The 20229-nt window shown below is 49.6% G+C and carries 12 protein-coding genes; 7 read left to right on the top strand and 5 right to left on the bottom strand.

All coding sequences use genetic code 11. From position 1 onward, the window contains the following. The first annotated feature begins 59 nt into the window (after window positions 1–59). On the top strand, window positions 60–713 hold the full coding sequence (locus tag RBR41_RS01175) for a DUF599 domain-containing protein (protein WP_320350331.1): 654 nt from the start codon (window positions 60–62) through the stop codon (window positions 711–713). 704 nt (window positions 714–1417) lie between these two features. On the opposite strand, the gene RBR41_RS01170 is transcribed toward RBR41_RS01175, so the two are convergent. Beyond that, window positions 1418–4264: a lyase family protein gene (locus RBR41_RS01170; protein ID WP_320350329.1), complete on the bottom strand. Its 2847-nt coding sequence runs from the start codon at window positions 4262–4264 to the stop codon at window positions 1418–1420. 1013 nt (window positions 4265–5277) lie between these two features. On the opposite strand from RBR41_RS01170, the gene RBR41_RS01165 reads away from it, so the two are divergent. The 6 genes from RBR41_RS01165 to RBR41_RS01140 all read left to right on the top strand — a co-directional run bounded on the left by RBR41_RS01165 (window position 5278) and on the right by RBR41_RS01140 (window position 17542). Then, window positions 5278–6297, top strand: a complete 1020-nt coding sequence (locus tag RBR41_RS01165) for an aldo/keto reductase (RefSeq protein ID WP_320350327.1) — start codon at window positions 5278–5280, stop codon at window positions 6295–6297. Window positions 6298–6467: 170 nt separating this feature from the next. Further along, the gene (locus tag RBR41_RS01160) at window positions 6468–7964 is read left to right on the top strand and encodes an aldehyde dehydrogenase family protein (RefSeq protein ID WP_320350325.1); all 1497 of its coding nucleotides are present in this window, start codon (window positions 6468–6470) and stop codon (window positions 7962–7964) included. Window positions 7965–8076: 112 nt separating this feature from the next. Beyond that, a complete protein-coding gene (locus RBR41_RS01155; RefSeq protein ID WP_320350323.1) occupies window positions 8077–8976 on the top strand; it encodes a LysR family transcriptional regulator in 900 nt (299 codons plus the stop codon). Window positions 8977–9048: 72 nt separating this feature from the next. Continuing rightward, window positions 9049–10368, top strand: a complete 1320-nt coding sequence (locus tag RBR41_RS01150; RefSeq protein WP_320350321.1) for a malic enzyme-like NAD(P)-binding protein — start codon at window positions 9049–9051, stop codon at window positions 10366–10368. 393 nt (window positions 10369–10761) lie between these two features. After that, on the top strand, window positions 10762–12120 hold the full coding sequence (locus tag RBR41_RS01145; RefSeq protein WP_320350320.1) for an MFS transporter: 1359 nt from the start codon (window positions 10762–10764) through the stop codon (window positions 12118–12120). A 1417-nt stretch (window positions 12121–13537) separates the two neighbouring features. Beyond that, complete coding sequence (locus tag RBR41_RS01140; RefSeq protein ID WP_320350318.1) at window positions 13538–17542, top strand: hypothetical protein; 4005 nt, start codon at window positions 13538–13540, stop codon at window positions 17540–17542. A 546-nt stretch (window positions 17543–18088) separates the two neighbouring features. Here RBR41_RS01140 and RBR41_RS01135 read toward each other — a convergent pair. The 4 genes from RBR41_RS01135 to RBR41_RS01120 form a co-directional block, all read right to left on the bottom strand. Beyond that, a complete protein-coding gene (locus RBR41_RS01135) occupies window positions 18089–18460 on the bottom strand; it encodes a pyridoxamine 5'-phosphate oxidase family protein (protein ID WP_320350316.1) in 372 nt (123 codons plus the stop codon). Between the two features lie 170 nt (window positions 18461–18630). Then, window positions 18631–18945, bottom strand: a complete 315-nt coding sequence (locus tag RBR41_RS01130) for a hypothetical protein (RefSeq protein WP_320350314.1) — start codon at window positions 18943–18945, stop codon at window positions 18631–18633. A 285-nt stretch (window positions 18946–19230) separates the two neighbouring features. Next, entirely contained in the window at window positions 19231–19557 is a 327-nt protein-coding gene (locus RBR41_RS01125; protein ID WP_320350313.1) for a hypothetical protein, read from the bottom strand. Window position 19558: 1 nt separating this feature from the next. Next, complete coding sequence (locus tag RBR41_RS01120) at window positions 19559–20110, bottom strand: hypothetical protein (protein ID WP_320350312.1); 552 nt, start codon at window positions 20108–20110, stop codon at window positions 19559–19561. Window positions 20111–20229 lie beyond the last annotated feature (119 nt).

Here is a 20229-nt window from a genome sequence, read left to right as displayed (position 1 = left end):
GGGGTATACAGGTAGCGAAGGCGCAGCCGTATCCGCTTTTTTTGCCTTCGGGGGTCTGCATGTACACTTTTGACCTGCTGTGTTTCTGCCTTTCCGTAACCTTATACACTGCCTACAACATCTATATCCGCATCAGGGAAACAGCCAATCCTGACTATACAATCCACGGCATATCGCGAACGGCAAGGAGTCAGTGGGTGGCGTCCATTCTTGAAAAAAAGAATGGCATCCTTGCCGTGCAAACCCTGCGCAACGCCACGATGGCCTCGACCTTCATGGCCTCCACAAGCGTTTTGCTGGCTGTGGGCGTGCTGTCGCTCACCGGCAATGGAGAAAATGTGCGGCACACCTGGCATTCGCTGAACTTCTTCGGTTCAGTTGAACCGGGCATGTTTGCCTTCAAGATTCTTGCCCTGCTGCTGAACTTCTTTCTGGCTTTTTTCTGCTTTGCCTCATCGCTCAGGCTGTACACGCATGTGGGCTTTATGCTCGGCGCGGAAAGCGGACAGACCAACAACGCCCAGCTTGGCGGCATGGCGGAAAAATATCTGAATATGGGCGCAAACCATTTTTATCTGGGCATGCGCGCTTTCTACTTTACTGTACCGCTTGTTTTCTGGATTTTTGGCGCGCAGTTCATGATTTTTGGTACCGTCTTTCTGATAAGCATCATTTTCATTCTCGACAGAACACCGCAACACAAACAGGACTAAGCACGTACAACAGCATTATTTCCAGACCAGGAACAGTATAAATAGTTACGTGATATGACATCAACATAGATATTCTAATGAACTGCCGGATCTGGCGCCTGCCATGCCTGGCCAGCTGCAACGGGCTTTGCTGAAAAGAGGGAAAAATATGCAAAGCAGATTGCGGCCTTGATGCTACAGCATGCACATCATTGTCTTTGCTGTGCTTAAAGCCGTGAAAACCATATGTGAAGATGTGCTGATTAACTAAAGCAAAAACCAGGTGATGGGAGCAATGCCCTACTCTGCTCCCATCACCTGAAGATGAACAAAGACGCGTGAACAACAATCAAATTTTTGTACGGGTTCTGGTCCCATCGGATTTTTATAAGTACCATTTATATAGGGCCACTAGCGATTCTATTTGTAATGCCCTACCATGAACCAGGCAGCCTTTGAGGGAGAAGTCTCCCATTTTTTTACGAGCCTGCTGATGCACGCATTGTCACAGCGTTCCCCTTACAATTCTTCAAATACAATGTGACGTTACTTGTATAGTCCCAGATACGTCGTTTCATGTTTCCTCCAGTATTGGAAAAAAACAACCGTAACAGCGCAGCCTTGATAATGGGGGGCAGTATACGCCACTCCACGCTCACCCACTTTCTCCAGAAAAAGCCGCAAGGCACCTTGGCCTTTACGCCGGGCGAGCCTAGTGCCTTTGCTCATTTATGCACTTCTTGCGTGGTGGTATGGCAATCAAGCCTTTCCGAATTTGGAGGAGTACTTCTACCCCTTCTAAAAGCGTCAATTATCTCAGCGTATTTATCTCTTTCTGTAAGCAGGGCCGGATCAAGCAAAAGCTCTGCGGCGTCAGTCGTTACAAGCCCGCTGTTAACGGCTGCCTCCTTGATACTGCAGTTTTCACGCACGGCAATACCCGCAATTTCAACACCTTTTTTATATCCAAAAACTTCCGATATAACAGTGGCCAAGGCAAGGGAAGTTTCAGCGTGCTGTCTGCATTTTTGAGCATTGACATTCAGCCCTTCCAGGCATTTGTCGGTGAATATTGCAGTCCCATTGCATAAAAGCTGGAAAGAGCTGCTTATGCCCTGCAAAAAAACAGCTTCCCACACATTAAGATCAACGTCACTTCCCTCTGAAGCAAAACTGACGGCCGTGTCATTTCCGCATACAACGTAAGCAATCTGATTTATCAGCTCTGGTATTAAAGGATTTATCTTGCCTGGCATAATGGACGAGCCTGGCTGAACAGCGGGCAAAACAAGCTCACCAAAGCCCGCTCGCGGCCCGGAACCCATCAATCGCAAATCCCGGGCAATGTTTGAAAGCCCGGTGGCGTAAGCCTTGAGTTGCGCAGACAGTTCAATATAAAAATCTGTGTGTTGTAGCGCGTCAAAATAATTGGCTGCGGGTTTAAAGGCAACGCCCTCATGCTGCGACAGCACCTCAAAAAAACTTTTCAGAAAACCAGGGGAGACGCCAATGCCAGTGCCAATCCCCCCTGCCCCCATTGCCAAGTGGAGGCACTCTTCCTTCATGGCTTCAAGCGACTTTTTGCGCCTGCTGACAAAGGCTGCATAGCCTGAAAACTGCTGTCCCATTGTAATGGGCAATGCATCCATAAGGCAGGTTCTACCAAGCTTTACTGTTTCAGAAAATTGTGTGGCCAGGCGATTGAAAACTCCTTCAAGATTGCGCATTTTTTCTAGCAGCTCATCAGTCCATTGCAAAAAAGCAATATGCATGGCTGTATGCACCAGGTCATTTGTTGAGTGGCACATATTGACGTCATCATTTGGATGGACCAGGGCAAGATCTGCCTTTCCAGACAAAACACCATGCATAATGGAAGATGCCCGGTACGCAACAACCTCGTTTATGTTCATATTCATGCCAACCCCGCCGCCACCCTGGAGGGTATCCACAGGGAAGGAGTCATCCCACAAACCTGCCATAACCTCTCGCGCAGCCTGCGTAATGGCCTTGCCTTTGACTTCGTCAAGCATTCCGGTTTGCATGTTGGCTTCTGCCGCACACAGCTTCACCAGTGCCATTGCCCTTACAAATTTTCTGTTCTGCCCAATGGGGGCGCTGCCAACTGCAAAGTTATGAATGCTGCGTTCAGTTTGTGAGCCATAAGCGGCATGCGCCGGAACAGGAATACTTCCTACGGAGTCAGTTTCGAGCCGAATGCCGCCAGCCGGAAGGTTGAGGGCTGTAAGGCCAATATCAGGGCATATCAGGCTGTCGGCCCGGTTTGAGCTGTCAGGACAGGCAGAGTCATCGCTCACGCCAGAATCATCAGACCAGTTTGAATCGTCAGATTGATTTGAGCGCTCAGACCTGCCACAAGCGTTGCCCCCGCCAGAACTACCTGCCTCGCCATAACAATCGGGACTATCAGAAGATTCAGGCCTGCTATGGTGACTGCCGATATCCTCACCCATGCGGCAAAAACACTCCAACTCGTATTCAAACCGCTCCACGGCGAGAACAGATTCCTGCGAAAACAGAGCTGCCTGTGCTGCGGCATGGAGCAGCAACGCCTGTGAAAGTCCGTATTCTTTAGCCCAAAGCTTCACGCGGGCAATAAAGCTGCCCGCGTTTCTTACCCCAAAGCTCAAATCCGGCGCACTGCCCCTGGCAATAAAGGCAAGGGCGGCATGCGTGGCTGTTGCTATGTTTATACACGAAGAAAGGTCTGAAACAGCAGCCAAATCATCACCATAAAGGGCATCTATATTTTCTTGCTGCCTGCCAAGTTCAAAAGCATTGCAAAAATCCTGACTATAAATGCTGCATAGTGCAGCCTCGGCCAAAAAAGCTTCGTTCATCTCATCCGGGGCGATCCCGTGCAGTGGGGCAAACGGGCCGCAACCCAGATAGCCAAGTGCCTGCGCAACCTGCCCCAACGCGTTCATTTTATTCTCCAGGGGGCAGGAAACAACAACGGCACTCCCCACAGGCGGCAGGCTTGAAAAGTGGGCAGCAGCAATAAGCAACTGGGCCTGCGCCAGTGCTTTAGCGGCGCAAACCTTATCAGAAACATCAGCAAACCAGGAAACACTCCCAGACGGCACAGCGACTCTAGTGCTGTTAAGCCCACCGACAACATGTGGTGCAGCAACAGCCAGCCAGGCTTTGGCCTTTATTGCTGGTATGGAAAGCTCCAACAGCAGCGGAGAATGATAAACAACCTCCTCAACCGTCAGTTTGGAAACCTCAAGCTTTGAAATGAACATGCCTGGAAGCTTGGGGAAGCTCCTTACAAGCGATGCTGGCGGGGAGATTTGAAACGCAGGCAGCGGGAACTGAAGCAGCATTTCAGATTTGCTGCCTTCTCTTAATGAGCTATCGCAAAAGGCAATAAAATATTTGTCAATCTGGAATGAGCTTGCAAACGGGTCGGCCCCAACCGGACTTTGATGCTGGCCTGGCCTTTGCGTATGTTGTGCAGCCAACAAATTGCTGCCAATAAAATAGCTGTGAAAGATGCGATCCTGAAGACTTTCCCTGCGTAACCCCACGGTATGCAAAACTGACATTCTTTCCTCCCTACAGGCGGGTGACTGGGTGGCTATGCGGTGCCCAGAGAAGTATGTAGCCGAGAGGGCTTAAGCAATGCTCACCAATTTTATGCCTAAACACGTAAAATGCCTGATCACAACTACCCACAACCAGATGGTTGTACTAGTGGGTAGAACTCGTGCGTTACAAGGCAAACGTCTAACACCTAACTACAGGTAAATATACAGCCTCATAATTGAACGATACAGAATGTGTAATCCTAACATACTTTTTGGCTTATGGGTACAAAATAATCAAACCTCCCATCTATTCCCCTACGGAATAGATGGCGTTCCAAAAAAGCAATATACATCCGTTTAAAACTCCATATAGTGCTATCAATCGAAACACCTTTTTTTTTGTGCGCATATCTCGGTATCACTTTACCCGTTATTCGCCTGACTCTGTGGCAATTAATCACCACAAAAACAGGCTCAGTAATTGTCGGATATTTCAGGGAAACAGCCCATCAGAAAAGATCGCAGGAATCTCAGTTCACTGAAAACCTGACCGTTCAATACTGAAAATCGCAAATGGCGGGTGAACCGTACGAGTGGCGGGAATGCGATGAGTCCAGAATCTGTTTGGCAAATGAAAAATCCAGGCACGGAAGAGTCAAGGCCGGAATTTACGGGGAAAGACCCCAGGGCCAACCGCATGTTCGCCTAGGCTCTAAGCATGAGGTCTTGAAGGAGATTATTGCAATTACGTCTACGGCCAGCCGAAAAGCGGGAGGTTGCAAGGTTTGCTCGCGATGCGTTCGGGCTGGGGTGTACAAGGCATGTGCCAGCATACGCATCAGTCGAGCGGCCCGTGAGACGACAGCAATGCTGTCGAAGCGCCCATTCGGTTAGCCAACAGATACCCCCGACGCGGGTTTGGCAAGCTACTAAACTTGCTGAGGGGGAGGTATACAGGGGCATTGCCCCGACATTCTGCACCTAACATTTTTGGTAACCATTTTAACCACCTTACTTCAGGAGTTTAAGTTATGAAGTATACCAAACTTGGCAGATCAGGATTAAATGTTTCAAGATTGTGCCTTGGCACCATGAACATGGGCAGTAAACAATGGAAGCCATGGATTTATGATGAAAAGGAAAGTGAACTGATTGTCAGGTATGCCTTTGAAAAAGGTGTAAACTTTATTGACCTTGCTGACTTTTACTCAACAGGGGCCAATGAAGAAGTTTGCGGCAACATTTTGCGTCGCATGACGGCGCGCGATGAAGTGGTTGTAGCCACCAAGGTTGGATACCCCATTGGCGGCGGAGTGAATAACGGCGGGCACTCTCGTGTTCACCTTGAAAATGCCCTTAACGGCAGCCTTAAGCGCCTTAAAATGGACTATGTTGATATATACATGCTCCATTATTATGACACCAGCACACCTGTTGAAGAATTCTGGGAAACAATGGACAGCTTCGTGCGTAGCGGCAAGGTGCGCTATCTGGCCTGCTCCACCATGATGTCCTGGCAGTTTGCAAAGATCTATTACACAGCTGAAAAAAACGGTTGGCACAAACCTGTCAACATGCAGTTACAACTGAGCGCCGCATACCGTGAAGAAGAACGGGAAATGATCCCGTTCTGCCAGGATGCTGGGGTCGGCGTTTCTGCTTTCAGCCCGCTTGCCCGGGGCATTCTCTCCTGCGACTTTTCCTCCAATCGCAACACAACGGATTTTTTCACCCACGAAATGTTTGGCGATGGCATCTCCAAGGAAATTGCCCTGTCAGTAAACCGTGTTGCCAAACGTCACGGGGTACCGCCAGCCCAGATTGCACAGGCATGGGTACTGCAACATTCCGGCATTGATGTAATGCTTGTTGGCGCAGACAAAACCGAACAGTTTGATTCGGCTTTGAACGCATTGGATATGCCCTTGCTGAGCGATGAAGACCTTTACGAAATCAGTCGCAACTACACACCCCGTGACCACATTAATGACTACAACGCTGAGTGCCGCATCCCGCGTGAAGTACGCCCGGCAAAAACGCCTTACGTATAAAACTCAAGCGTCTTTTCCGATTGTTTCCTACATGGCCCATTAATAAAGAGTAAAAACTCTTTAAAAACGTCATACAACAAAACCCGCAGGCTGGTGCAAAAGTCTCCAGTTTGCACACAACTCTACACGTTGTGTTACTTTTACGGAATTAACCGTTATCAGGAGTTGTTATGCAGGTTTCACCAGCTCTATTCGAGCGTGTATCAAAATGGCTTAAACAGGAAAAGAAAAGTTACTTTAACGGTCAATGGGTTTCTGGTGAAGGGGAAGCAATAACCCTCTATAACCCTGCCACTGAAGAAAAAATCTGTGAATACGCTGCGCTTAGCCAGAAGCAGCTCGAGTGCGCCATTGACAGCGCTGAGGACGAATTTAAAAAGCAAACCTGGGGCAAGCTTCCCGCGCGTGAGCGCGCCCGTCTTTTGCGCCAACTGGGCGAGGTTGTTCGTGAAAATACCGAAGAACTCGCGCTGATCGAAACCTTGCAAAACGGCAAAACATTCCTGGAGTCTCTTAATGACGACTTGCCGGATTCTGCCGATGTTTTCGACTATTACGCGGGATGGACAGATAAATTTTACGGCGAGCTTGGCCCGGTGGGGTATGGCTCGTTAAACTACATAGTGCGCGAGCCGCTTGGCGTTTGCGGGCTGATTGTTCCTTGGAACTTCCCCCTGCTTATGACCATGTGGAAACTCGCCCCGGCCATTACTGCCAACAACACCGTTCTTATAAAGCCAAGCAGTTATACCCCGCTGAGCTTTATCCGCTTTATGGAACTGATGGTTGAAAGGGTAAAACTTCCTGCCGGCCTTATTAACATGGTTTTGGGCCAGGGCCGTGCCGTTGGTGATGCGCTGACTACTTCCAAAAAGGTCAACAAGATTTCCTTTACCGGCAGTACCGTGGTCGGCAAAAAAATCATGGAAAATTCCGGGAAGAATCACCTGCGCTCTCTTTCTCTTGAGCTTGGCGGAAAATCTCCTTGCATCTTCTTTGAAGACACCCCGAACCTTGATGAAGCCATCAACCGTTCTTTCCATGTAATGTTTTCACAAAAAGGTGAAAAGTGCACGGAACCGACCCGGTTCTTGATTCATGAGTCCATCTACAAGGAAGTTTCAGAAAAGCTCGTTGCCAAGGCCAAGGCTTACCGCCTGGGTGATCCGCTCAAGCCTGAAACCCAGCAGGGCGCCCAATGCCACCGCGCCCATTTTGAATCTATTGTCGGCTACCTTGAAGAGGCCGAGCGCATTGGCCTGAACAAGCTTTGTGGTGGAATGCCTGAGAAAAAAGGTGAAATCGCCAAAGGGCTTTATGTTCTGCCAACCATTTATGGCGATGTTGACCCGAACTGCAGGCTGGCCCAGGAAGAAATCTTTGGCCCGCTGCTTTGCCTCTTCCCCTTCAAGACTGACGAACAGGCAATTGAAATTGCCAATAACTCCGAATACGGCCTGGCAGCAGGGTTTTATACCGCCAACCTTGCCCGCGCCCACACGGTGGCAAGAGAACTGCAGGCCGGGCAAATCTTTATCAATAAATACGGGCAGTATGACTTTTCAGCTCCCTTTGGCGGCGTGAAACAAAGCGGTTTGGGCCGTGAAATGGGTATTCATTCCATGGAAGCCTTCACGCAGGTGAAAAGTATTTTGACTTCATTCTAGGTGTAGGCAGTGCCAGCCAGCCCGCCGCGTTTATAAAGGCTGGCTGGCCTGCAAATACTCTCGCTGCACTAACGGATCACTTTATGTATCAAAGGGGCTTAGCGCCATGCTAATGTTTCCGAATACAAAGCTTTTACAGGCCTTTGAAGCCATCGCAAGGCATGGCAGCGTAACAGTTGCTGCCAGGGAGCTTTGCATCACCCAAAGCGCATTAAGCCGCCAGCTTAAGTCTCTTGAAATCCTGTTGGATGTAAAATTTTTTGTCAGGCAGAAAAACAGATTATGCCTGACAGAAGCAGGGCGAGAGCTCCATCAGGTTTTACACAAAAAACTGTCCGAAATTAACGACTGTATTGAGCATCTGCAAGCCGGACCGCGATACAGAGTTACGGTAAAGACCCCTCCTTCATTTGCAACACGCTGGCTGGCCCCGCGCCTGGTCACCTTTTATGAGCAGACAAAATGCGCTGTCTCACTCTACACGGACGGCTCATCCCCTGCGACTTCTGGCTCCACGGCTTTTGGGGGGTACGACTGTGAAGTCTTCTTTGGTCACAGTGGCATGGCTGCACTTAACGGCAAGCTGCTTTTTGAAGAACTTATCCAGCCAGTCTGCGCGCCGGTTTTGCTGGATAAAATCCGCAAAGAAGGCATAAACAGCGTCCCGATTCTTCATACCCTTTCTGGCATAACTCCGCTGCCTTACTGGGAATACTGGATGCAAAGATCCCCAGACAGTTCGTATGTGCCAAGCCTTACAGCCTTGAATAGTGGAATGGAGTTCAGCACGCAGGAGCAGGCTATGAACGCAGCCATTGAAGGGCTGGGCGTGGTTATGCTCGATACCAACCTAGGTTCACTGGCGCTCAAAAAGAAGCTTCTTATTACGCTGGGCGAGCCAGTGACCACTCCCTTTAAATACTGGTTTGAAGAAACTTCTCCGGGGCAGTCCGAGATGGCCAAAGCCTTTTGCGAGTGGATTTCAAAAGAAGCACTGCTTTGTTATATGTAGTGCTTTTATTATTTTAACAATCCTAACAATAGTTCATCACTTCTGCCACCTGGCACAACTCCGGAGGTAGCAATGAAAAAGACTTCTTCTCAGGATGCACTTCTCTACCACGCAAGGCCGAGGCCGGGTAAGCTTGAAGTATTACCCTCAAAAAGCTGTTCAACTCCGAATGACCTGGCCCTTGCCTATTCCCCCGGCGTTGCAGAAGCCTGTCGAGCTATTTATGCGGATGCTTCCCTTAGTGGAACCTACACCAACAAAGCCAATTTGGTTGGCGTTATTACCAACGGCACGGCGGTTCTTGGGCTGGGCAATATTGGCCCCAGTGCAAGCAAGCCCGTAATGGAAGGCAAAGGAGTGCTCTTTAAAGCCTTTGCAGACATTGATGTTTTTGACCTGGAGCTTGATACCACAGATGCAGATGCATTTATTCAATCCGTCACTCTGCTGGAGCCCACCTTCGGCGGCATTAACCTTGAAGATATAAAGGCTCCGGAATGCTTTTATATTGAGGAACAGCTCAAGGCCAGAATGAAAATACCGGTTTTTCATGATGACCAACACGGTACAGCGGTTATTTCGGGTGCAGCCCTTATTAATGCTGCTGATATTGCCGGAAAGAAGCTGGCGGATATGAAGGTGGTTATTGTGGGGGCAGGGGCTGCAGGTATTGCTTGTGCAAAGCTCTACACAGCCCTTGGCGTAACGGTTGAGAACCTTTTTATGTTTGATTCCAAAGGTCTCATCCACAAACAACGTAGCGATTTGAATCGCTACAAGACCGAATTCGCACAGGAAAAGAATGCTGGCAGCCTGGAGGAAGTATTAAAAGGCGCAGATATGTTTCTGGGGCTTTCTTCAAAAGACCTGCTTACTCCGGAAATGGTCAAAAACATGCACCCCAACACTCCGGTTGTGTTGGCCTGTGCCAATCCGGATCCTGAAATCAGCTACGAACTTGCCAAAGAAGCCCGGCCGGACTGCATCATGGGAACGGGCCGCTCAGATTATCCCAATCAGGTGAACAACGTTTCCGGCTTTCCCTTCATTTTTCGTGGCGCGCTCGACACCGCAGCAACCCAGATTAACGAAGAAATGAAAATGGCCGCAGTTTTCGCCCTGGCTGCCCTGGCAAAAGAGCCAGTGCCAGCAGAGCTCAAGAACCTCTACGGCAATGAATCCTTTCAGTATGGGTTGGACTACGTAATCCCCAAACCTCTTGACCCACGCTTGCTGGCGGTTGTCGCCCCAGCGGTTGCCAGAGCAGCGATGGATTCTGGGGTTGCACGCAATCCGATTTCTGACATGAGGGCGTACGCGGCCTCACTTCAAGAAAGGATTTGTGCGGCCCATGAACGTATTGGCAGCGTTGTGTCTTCTTATACGAAGTAACAGCGAAGATCGGGGCTTAAGGCTGTTTTAGAGCATTTTAACTTTGAAAAAGTGTCAATGCTCTAAGGCTGCACGGAAGTGCAGCGCGCCACAACGTGGCGTGGGTTCAGCTGAAAATCACATTTTTCAACTGAATGAACACTTTGAAATGCTACACATTTCAAAGTCAATCTGCTCTAGAAGCTGACACAATTGATGGCAAGTAACGCGCAGCATGAAGGTCAGACAAAACTGACCTGAAAGCAGGCTGAAGACTGCCTGAAAAAGTAGCAAACTGCAGTGATCCAATAGCCCAGATTCACGTAGGCAGCGCAAATATTAACCAATAAACGTAATAATGGATACCAAGGCTGTGTAAATTGTACCTACCCTCATAATTTTATGGAGTTTATCATGAGTTCAGGAAAAGTTCTTCTTGATGATCTGCCGCTTTCAAAATTTCATTTAAAAATTACCGCGCTTACTTTTGGGGCGCACCTGGTAGATGGATACATTCTTGGCCTTATTGGAATTACCATGACCCGCCTCCCGGCACACATGGGCAGCAATGACCCGTTTTGGAGCGGTTTTATTGGCAGTTCTGCTTTGATAGGGCTTTTTCTCGGCAGCCTCTTTTTTGGCAGGATTTCCGACAGGCTGGGCAGGCAAAAAATATTTTCCGTCAGCTTTGTTGTTATTTCCCTGGGTTCCTTATTTCAATTTTATGTAAATACACCACTAGAGCTGGCGCTTTGTCGAATTTTCCTGGGTATCGGCCTTGGTGGAGATTACAGCGTTGGGCATGCCCTCCTGGCAGAATTCTGCCCCAAAAAACACCGCGGGCCGATTCTTGGTTCCTTCAGCGTTATCTGGACCATGGGCTATGTTGCAGCCACCTTTGTGGGTACGGCCCTGCTCTCATCCAGCATGCTGGGTGATGACGCATGGCGTTGGGTTCTGGCTTCTCCCTGCGTGCCTGCAATCCTTATCTGTCTGGCCCGAATTGGCACGCCGGAATCTCCGCGCTGGCTGGCAAACCAGGGCCGCCCGGAACAGGCCCAGGCCGTGCTTACCAAAGTTTTTGGCCCCAATGTTATTTTGGGTGATGAAATTGTTAACCACCATCAATCAACGGGTTATAAAGTTCTTTTTGACAGAAAGTACATCAAACGCACATTGTTCAACTGCATTTTCTTTGTGTGTATTGTGATGCCCTACTTTGCTATCTACACGTTCCTGCCGAAAATTTTGGAGCAGATGAACATTGCGGAGGGCTTTGTAACTGGCTTGCTGCTTAACTGCATGCTTATTGTCGGGGCGCTTATTGGCATTTGGTGCACAATACAATTCACCAGGCGCGGCTTTTTAATTAACTCTTTTATAATTCTGACCGTTGGCCTGCTCGGTCTTGCCATCTTGCCCGTCAACCAGACGGTTCTGATGATAATCATTTTCGCGGCCTTCACTCTTACCCTTTCAGCCGTAAGCAACCTGGTTGGCGTTTTTCCGGCGGAAAGCTTCCCCACTGAAGTTCGCTCCAGCGGCATTGGCCTTGCCACAGCCGTAAGCCGTTTTGGCTCGGCACTTTCAACCTTCTGCCTCCCTGTGAGTATGTATCATCTGGGAGTTTCATCGACCATGATTCTTCTTGCCGCGGTGACCCTTATAGGAACAATAGTCTCATGGCTTTGGGCACCGGAAACAAAGGAACTTTCATTGGCTAAGGCAGTACAGGTTGATACATGCATTCCCCCCAGCGTTACCCGGGCATAGACAAGTATTAAGCAAAATAGTTTGACGGCAAAGCTGTTTTTTTCAACAGTTTTGCCGTCTTAGCTTGTCTTAATGCCTTACTTCACCAAACATATCACTTGCAAACTTGTGTCTGTAATGCTCCCCATGAATCAAGCGCCTTTAAGGGAGAATCCTTCCGGTTTTTACCAGCCAGCAGATGCACGCATTGCGGCGTCTTTCAGCCAGGCGTCGAGTTCAGATACATGTGTTGAAACGTTCTATGCAGTCAGAAAGCGAGTTGGCCAGGTGCTCAATGAGGGGCAGTATAATGACGTATACAATCGGCCACCCGCATTCGTCGACACCATGCAATCCTTGCCAATCATATCCTTGCCATGATTGGCAAGGGATTCATGGCCAGAAATAATCCGGGCATGAACTGGTATTGCGCTTAGCGCACTGTGATTGGCGAAGTCCGTATAAATTGTTCCATTATCATTATCGTTCATGCCGAAAAAAATCATATAACTATTATAGTTGCAAAACAGAAGAATTTTCGGGATGATTTATCAACTCCAGAATAACAAAGCTTGGGACCGTGCATAGTATTGCCTAATTTGATGCAAAAATTGACAAATATTTTTTGTGCGTTATTCTCTAATGGGTATTGATAATTTTTATGATTTATTCTTAGTAAATTGATTCGATTTAATGGATCGCCGTGCTGTCCTTTTTGCATGGCAGATCTGGGGAGAACATACCTTATTCATGTTTCTCCTCGTACAGAGACCATTCTCTGTATCCTGATAAAAATCACCCATACCTGAAATATTCGGGCTGAATGATAATGTCGGCGTGCCAGACATTATCGCAACCCGTTCCATAATTCCTATGCGGTTTGATGGAACGAAACAGAAGTCTAGGAGCTTTTATGAGCACTTCCATACTCCGCCCTGCGGCCGGGCAGCATGTCACGCTAATTTCTGGCGAAAATTCCCAGATTACTTTGGGTTTTCCTTCCGGCCAAGCCACCTTGGAGCGCGCAGGCAATACCCTTACTTTTCGGTTTGATGATGGTGCAAGTGTCAGCATCACGGATTTTTATACAGCTTACTCCAGTGAAAACGCCCCTGGATTTGAAGTGGATGGACAACTTATTTCCAGTGCGGAGTTTTTTACGACTTTTGCTCCCGACCTTGCTCCTGCGGCTGGCCCCTCGGCTGCGGAGCGAAGCTCCCATTATGCCGAGCACGGCACTGCTGATCTCTCTGACGGCATTGACCACCTGGATGGTCTTGATATGACTTTACAGGGAACAACGGCACAAGCCAGCGATTTGGCTTTTGATTCTGCTCTTGCCGCGGCTGGCGGTTCCAGTTCCGGGGGCATCACTCCCCCCGGGCCGGTGCCTCCTGCCCCGGGGCCAGACCCTTTGCCTCGCCCAGATGGCCCCTTTGTGCGTGCGGTGCTGTACAACCCCGGAAATACCAATGATCCTGTAACCACCAGTGTGTTTTTTGCTGAAGACGGGCAGCCTCCATTGGCAATTCCTGCTGGCAGCCTGGATTTTACTGGGGCCGCTCCCTGGGTGCAGTACGGCATTGCCATATCTTTGCCTGACGGCTGGCAAAATACCTGGGTGGACGTAGCGTTTGACTACAGCACGGGACGCCTGGAGTTTCGCCTCACAGCCGATGGCATTGCCGAGATGCAGCGCATGGGTGCTGATGGCAAGCCACTTATAGATTTTATTCAGGTTACGGTGACTGACCGTTATACCGGCAATGAGTTTGAATACAATGTTGAGCTCGTCGCGACAGACAACCAGGATTTTAATTCTTCTGCTCACGACAGCCTTTACGGCGATCACGCCAATCTGGAAGGCATAGGTGAATTTCATCAGGGCAAGGGAGAAACTGGCGCATACTCAATAGTATCTTCTGACAGAAATGATGAAATAATCCTGAATGACACGGTTATCGGCGGCAGTTCCATTCATGCCAGCGGTTCCGCCGATCCTCAACAGATGGCCGATGACTATAATACCATCAATTTGAATCAGGGAGTTCTGGCGTCTCAACCGGGCCAAACGACGCATATTACGTCATCCGACGGCAAGCTCACCATTGCCCAGGGCGTTGCAGCCACCGCGCAGGGCGGCGGCAACATTCTTGATATGGGCAAGGGGGCTGTAAGTATTGCCAATGCGGGAAACACCACCGCCGTCATGGCAGATGAGGGCCAGAACAGTATCAGCGGCCACGACATCTCCATCTCGGGCGCCAAAAACCTCGTAACTGCCTCAAGCGGCGGCAGCAATACCATTCATGGCAAGGGCGGCAACGTTACTCTGACGACCACTCAAGGCGGAGGTTATGCCCTGCTGGCTGAAAGCGGCGGCAAGAATCATGTTATTGCTGAAGACGGCAGTCTGAAGGCTCAAACGTATGGTCTCGTCGGGGTCAAGGCCACAGGAGGCGGACAAAATACTCTTGAAGGCCGGGGCAATGCCACTGTTACCGTTAACAGCTACAACGGCGAGGGAATGCTGGCTGACGGCGGCAGCAACACTGTCAGCGCTGAAGACGGAAAGATCACGGTTCTGGGGCGTTCTGGCGCGGGCATGCGCGCCGCGGATGACGGCCTTAACAGCATTTCAGGCAAACATATTGATATCACAGGCAATGGGGGAGCTGGCGCCGTTGCCACGGGCAGTGGAAAAAACACTGTTACTGGCAATGATGGCGCAGTGAACATACAGGGAACAAGCGGCCTGTTGGCTGACGGTGGCGAAAACACTGTCAGTGTAAACAATGGCAGCATATCAGTTTACGGTAGCAGTAGCAGCCCCAATGCCGGAGCCAGCGCCGTGAATGGCGGTAGTAATACCATTAACGCGACGGGCAGCACCACTGTCAGCGCCACTGGCTATCAGTATGGCCTGTATGCTACCAATGGCAGCAATACTGTTACTGCAGAAGATGGAAAAATTACCGTCTCAGGTAACAACGGAGCCGGTATGTCTGCCGGGACTGGTGGTGTCAACCGTGTGGACGGCTCTGATATTACTGTTACCAGCTACAGAAATGCTGTTGATTCCCTAGCTGGCGGCAAGAATTACATTGATGCCGGAGATGACGGCAAGGTGACCATTCAGGGCGGTTCCTATTACGGTGTTAATGCCGAAGGCGAAAATTCTCTTGTTAATGTTAAGGGCGGTGACGTGAGCATTAAAGGCTCATCCGGCGCAGTTCATGTGACGGACAAGGGTACGGTCGATATAGAAGGTAATACCGTTGATCTTACGTCGGCCAGTGGCAGAACTGTGGACAATTGGTACAACGGCACCATCAACGTAACGGCTGAAGACGAACTGAACGTCCGTCTGACCAATGCCAGTCAGTCCAGCGCTGCGGTCATGACCTTGACAGGCGTGACTACGTTAAAGAGCGGAGGTGACATCAACCTTATTGTTGATAAGGGCACCTACCAGACTGCTGGCATCAACACATGGTCCAGAGGGACTACCAATGTTGAAGCTGAAAACGATATAAACATCAAGGTGCACGCCGAGAAGGGCAGTAGCGTAAGCTATGGCGCTACCGGGATTGAAGTGGGCTGGACTCACGGAGGCGTTAATAACGTCACGGCGAAGTACGGGGATATCAATGTTGATGTAGATTCCTCAACCAGCTCTGCCATAGGCATCATAACTAGTGGATATGATGCAGCGGGCAGCGGTGTTGCCAACATCTCCGCCAAAGAAGGTGCTCTTAACGTTAATGTGGCCGGAACTGGCGCTGCCTATGATGTAAAGGGCATTATTGCCAGTGGTTATGGAAAAAACAATATTGATGTGTCTGACATGAGCGTGAATGTGACGTTAGATGGCGGATACAGTTCTGATGGTACTATTAATGCTTCGGGAATAGAGGCATCGTACGACGGAAGATATAGTGGGCAAAATATAATTAATGCTACTGGAGACGTTGATATAACTGTGCGTGGAAATAGCAATACCAGTGGCGTGCTTGCTCAGGGCCGAAGTTCGACTATTGCTTCAAACACCATAAATTCTGATACGTTCAGCCTTAACGTAACCAATACGGGAGAGATCGCAGGCAGCCGGGCAACAGGTGTGGAAAGTACTGCAAGACCCAGTAGTGGTTCGGGGGGCGGGGACAACATCATCAATGTTGGTCATGATGCCACCATTGATGTTACCGCCCAGGGCCAGGCCGCTTTGGCGGCGGGTTTTTACTCCACTGGCAACGGCAAGCAGACACTTACCGCAGGCGGCGATGTGGACATGAATGTCACCTCCACTGCCGGAAAGGCGTATGGCGTTTTGGGCGGGGCAAGCATTACGGGCGACAGCGTCACAATGACTATCAAGGGCGACCTTTCAGCCATAGTTCTTGATGGCAAGGCCACGGTAACCGGATCCACCATCAATCTGAACGCTGAAAGTGCCCACGGCACGGCCTACGGCATGTACAATGCTGGTGGCGGCACGAATACAGTACAGTCCGGCAGCGGGCAAGGCCTGAATCTGGAGATCAATGCTGATTATGCAATGTATGCCACAGCCGGAAAAAACGTCATTCTGGGGCACAGCGTCAGTGGCGGCGAAGGCGATGTTATCCATCTTAACGGTGATATTTATCGCAGCGGCAGCGGAAGTAACCAGATAGTTACAGGCGCAGGCAATGACACCATCATTATCGATGGCGCAATCAGCGGTGCCGGCGCGCTGAATATTGACGGCGGCGCGGGAGCCGACACCCTGATACTTCAGGCTGCGGACCTCAGCGAGTTTATCGCCCGATACGGCTCATGGCTCAATGGGCTGAACAACTCCATCCTCAAGGGTGTGGAGAAGATAGAATTCGGTGGTATAGACGACCTGAATGACCTCCGGCCGGGGCTGAACAGCTTCTTTGCTTACGTTGACGGCGTGCAGCCGCCTATTGAGGTCGTCATACACGAACATGACTTCGCACCTTCGGCCTTTGCCGATTTTGGCGTGGAGCATGACGGGATTCTGTTTGATCCCGCACACGACCATCAGGCTCAGGGGCACGGAACAAACCATGCCGAGAGCGATCAGGGCTATCCTGGGCATGAGCATGACGGTTTGGGCGACAGTCTTGTGGCGGATTCAGGTATCCAGGGGCAGCACGGAGCATTAAACGCCGCTGTTTTGTCGAACTGGCCTGATAACGGAGTACAGGCAGGCCCGTCGGCAGATGAAAGCAGTTTAACAGATGATCCGTATGCCCATGTGGGCCTTAGCAGTGGTGACGGAAGTCTTGATAACCTGCTTCTGGACAAGGCGTCCCCGGCTCCGACAGGCAACGGGGCGGAAAGCACCCATATAGAAGTTGGGCTGATAAGCACAATTGCAGACACTGCACAGGAAATGATAGATGCCGCTGCACGGCATGCAGAGTCCTTATAGGGTAGTTACGTTTTTCAAAGCTAAAATGCTCTGACGGTTGAACCAGTCAACCGGGACACCAAAACTCTTCGCAATTGCTATGACCCCCATCAGGTAGACAAAGTAAGAACGCCCCGATGTTTAAACTTTGAAAACATGATGGGGGTCTTTTATGCCCGATGGTAAGAAGACTACATATTCACCTGCGTTCAAGGAATAAGCAGTAAGGCTTTTTCTTAAGTGGAACGTAGCTGCTCTGCTCCCCTCACATAAACATGCGCCATCTTGATGACAGCACGGACATTTCCGGCTTTGAGCTGCACCTGACAGGCGAAAACCTGTCGCGATCCTTGGTCTTGCTCAATTCACCCTGCTCCCACTGGCAGATTGTGAACTGGTGCAGAAAACAACCGTCCCGGCATAAGCGATCGCCGCATAGACTATAAAGCCCTTGGCAACCTCGGTTGCCAAGGGCTTTAGCCTTCATGAGTTTCCGCGCAATCAAGGCGCTATCAAGGCGCGATCACGGCGCGATCACGGCGCGATCACGGTGCAGCAAAAAAGGCTTCAAACTGTCTGCGTTACTTGAGAAACAGTAATTTCCAAAATGCAGTTTGCCCAATTAAAGCGCTCCTGCATCATGGCAAGCTCTTTTCCTTCCCGAATTACCCGGGCAGTGCCTTCCAGCAGAAAGCCCGCACCCGGGCCGTATTTTCCCATCACTTCCTTGCTGCCTATGACCATCTTAACACGATTGTTGGCCGCAATATTATCCTGGGTCGTCTTCATGCCCATCACAGGGATAAGCAGCCTGTTGTCTTCGGTCTTATGAATATAACTGTTCCAGGTAGCGGCCAGGTGCGGCTCGGCACCACTCCAGGTAACGATGGGGGCAACCCCCTCCTTATGCAATGTTTCCCAAAAATTCTCTGTAAACATTTGAGTTAACTCCTTGATGTGGAATGACATTATATTGCTGACTGCGTTGTATCCGATGAGTTTAACTCAAAAGGAATGGGGGCTGTCTTATTTTTGATAACCATTTAACAGTAAAAAGGCAACAAACTGTATACTCTCATGATGCCAGTATTTCCACCTACAGCACTACCTCATTCATACTGGCCCTCTGCTCCGCTGACGTTGCTGTTCACGCGTCCGTCATATCGCCGTTCAACAAGGCCCTCAAGCGCGACAAGAGCGGTTCCAAATTCGCGTGTATGTAGTTCAAGAGTTAAGTGCCGCGCTGATTCGGCTTGCTCGGTCTGGATCTGGTCAATTTTCTCCTGCAACTGCCGGATGCCGCCGCCTGTCTGATTACGCTTTTTGCCGCGCACCTGTGGCTGTGAGCAGCAGGCACTGGACGTCTGAAACCCCTCCGGCCACGCTGTATCGCTCCCACGTGTTCCGATTTGGCGGGTAGTCATGACCGTATGTAATTTACGGCATCTCGGTGGAAAGCCTTCCACATTGCAAACGTGGGTGAGAATTACCATACGTTAATCGACGGGAGTAGCTGATAGTGATCCACAAGAGCAGATACTTCATTACTCATACTTCTTGCTGCAATATGAATGCATAAATTTTGTTGATATTGGAAAGTAAATTCAGATTTGCAGCAAGGTATCCATCACTTATGGCCGTGATGGGAAAATCACCAGCCTGCTGTTTTGAATTGTATGCGACGCATGGTTTTATTCCTTGACAGATAATTAGTTCAGCGCATGAATTTCCGTAGGCCCATAACCAAAGCAACGAATGCGCGCAGTTATGCCAGCATTGCATTTTATAACTTCATCCAGTTTTTTCATAAAAGAATCCATAACATGTTTCGTCCTGAACGGTTCAAGGCGGTATTTGATTTCTGCAAATGCTGGGTGCCCTCGCCCGTGGTAAACGGCAACATAGATGACATGTACGTTTTCTAGCTTCGCCTTAAGAATTTCTGTGCAAAGCCGGGTACATTGCTCGGTAAGTTCCGAGAGGTTTTCGTCTGACGGCATCTTTTCCGCAGGGATAAAAAATGTGACGTTAGGCATTTCAGCTCTGTTGTGACGCTTGCAGGATAGCGCCTCTGTTACTGGTTAATTGCACTGCCATCGGTGAATAAAGAAAAACACCTTTCGGAAGGAGCTCCACATCGAGGTCAGTCGAGTGAGTCCGCTTCGCCAACCATCTATGTTCAGGGAACCTCTCCAATGCAACAGCATATATGTGATATGGAGTGAGGCCCATCTTGATGAGCGGTTCAGGGCCGATTTCGCTCACAACTAGATGTTCGTCTTCACCGATGGCAGGAGCGCGATTAAGACCATCATAAAGATTGCGGCGCCAATCAGTGATGTACTCTTGCCAGCGGGCAAAATTACCGCCGCCTTTGTGACGATATTCATCCCCTTGAAGAATAGTTAAATTGTCTATTGAATGAATGGCAAGATAGGCAGGGCAAGCGGCACTCAACGCCTTAAAGCGCTGTGAGGTATAGAACCCGCTCACTGAAATGAGTGCTGGCAGTTTTTCCAGAGTATAAAAATCATTCCACGCTGATTCAATGGCTGGATTGGCGAAGCTGCATTCAACTGTATAAATCATAGATTCCTCGCAATCAGAAGACTTGTGCCTGTCTTTGTGTTGATATATTTTCAAGGTAGAGCTTTGAAATAAGCCTGTAAATCGAAGTTTTGGCATACGTTAGTGACAAAAAGTCAAGG

Source organism: Desulfovibrio sp., assembly GCF_034006445.1.
GTDB lineage: Bacteria > Desulfobacterota > Desulfovibrionia > Desulfovibrionales > Desulfovibrionaceae > Desulfovibrio.
The sequence above is the reverse complement of the archived record's forward strand: the minus strand, read 5'-3'. Positions and strand labels throughout refer to the sequence as shown.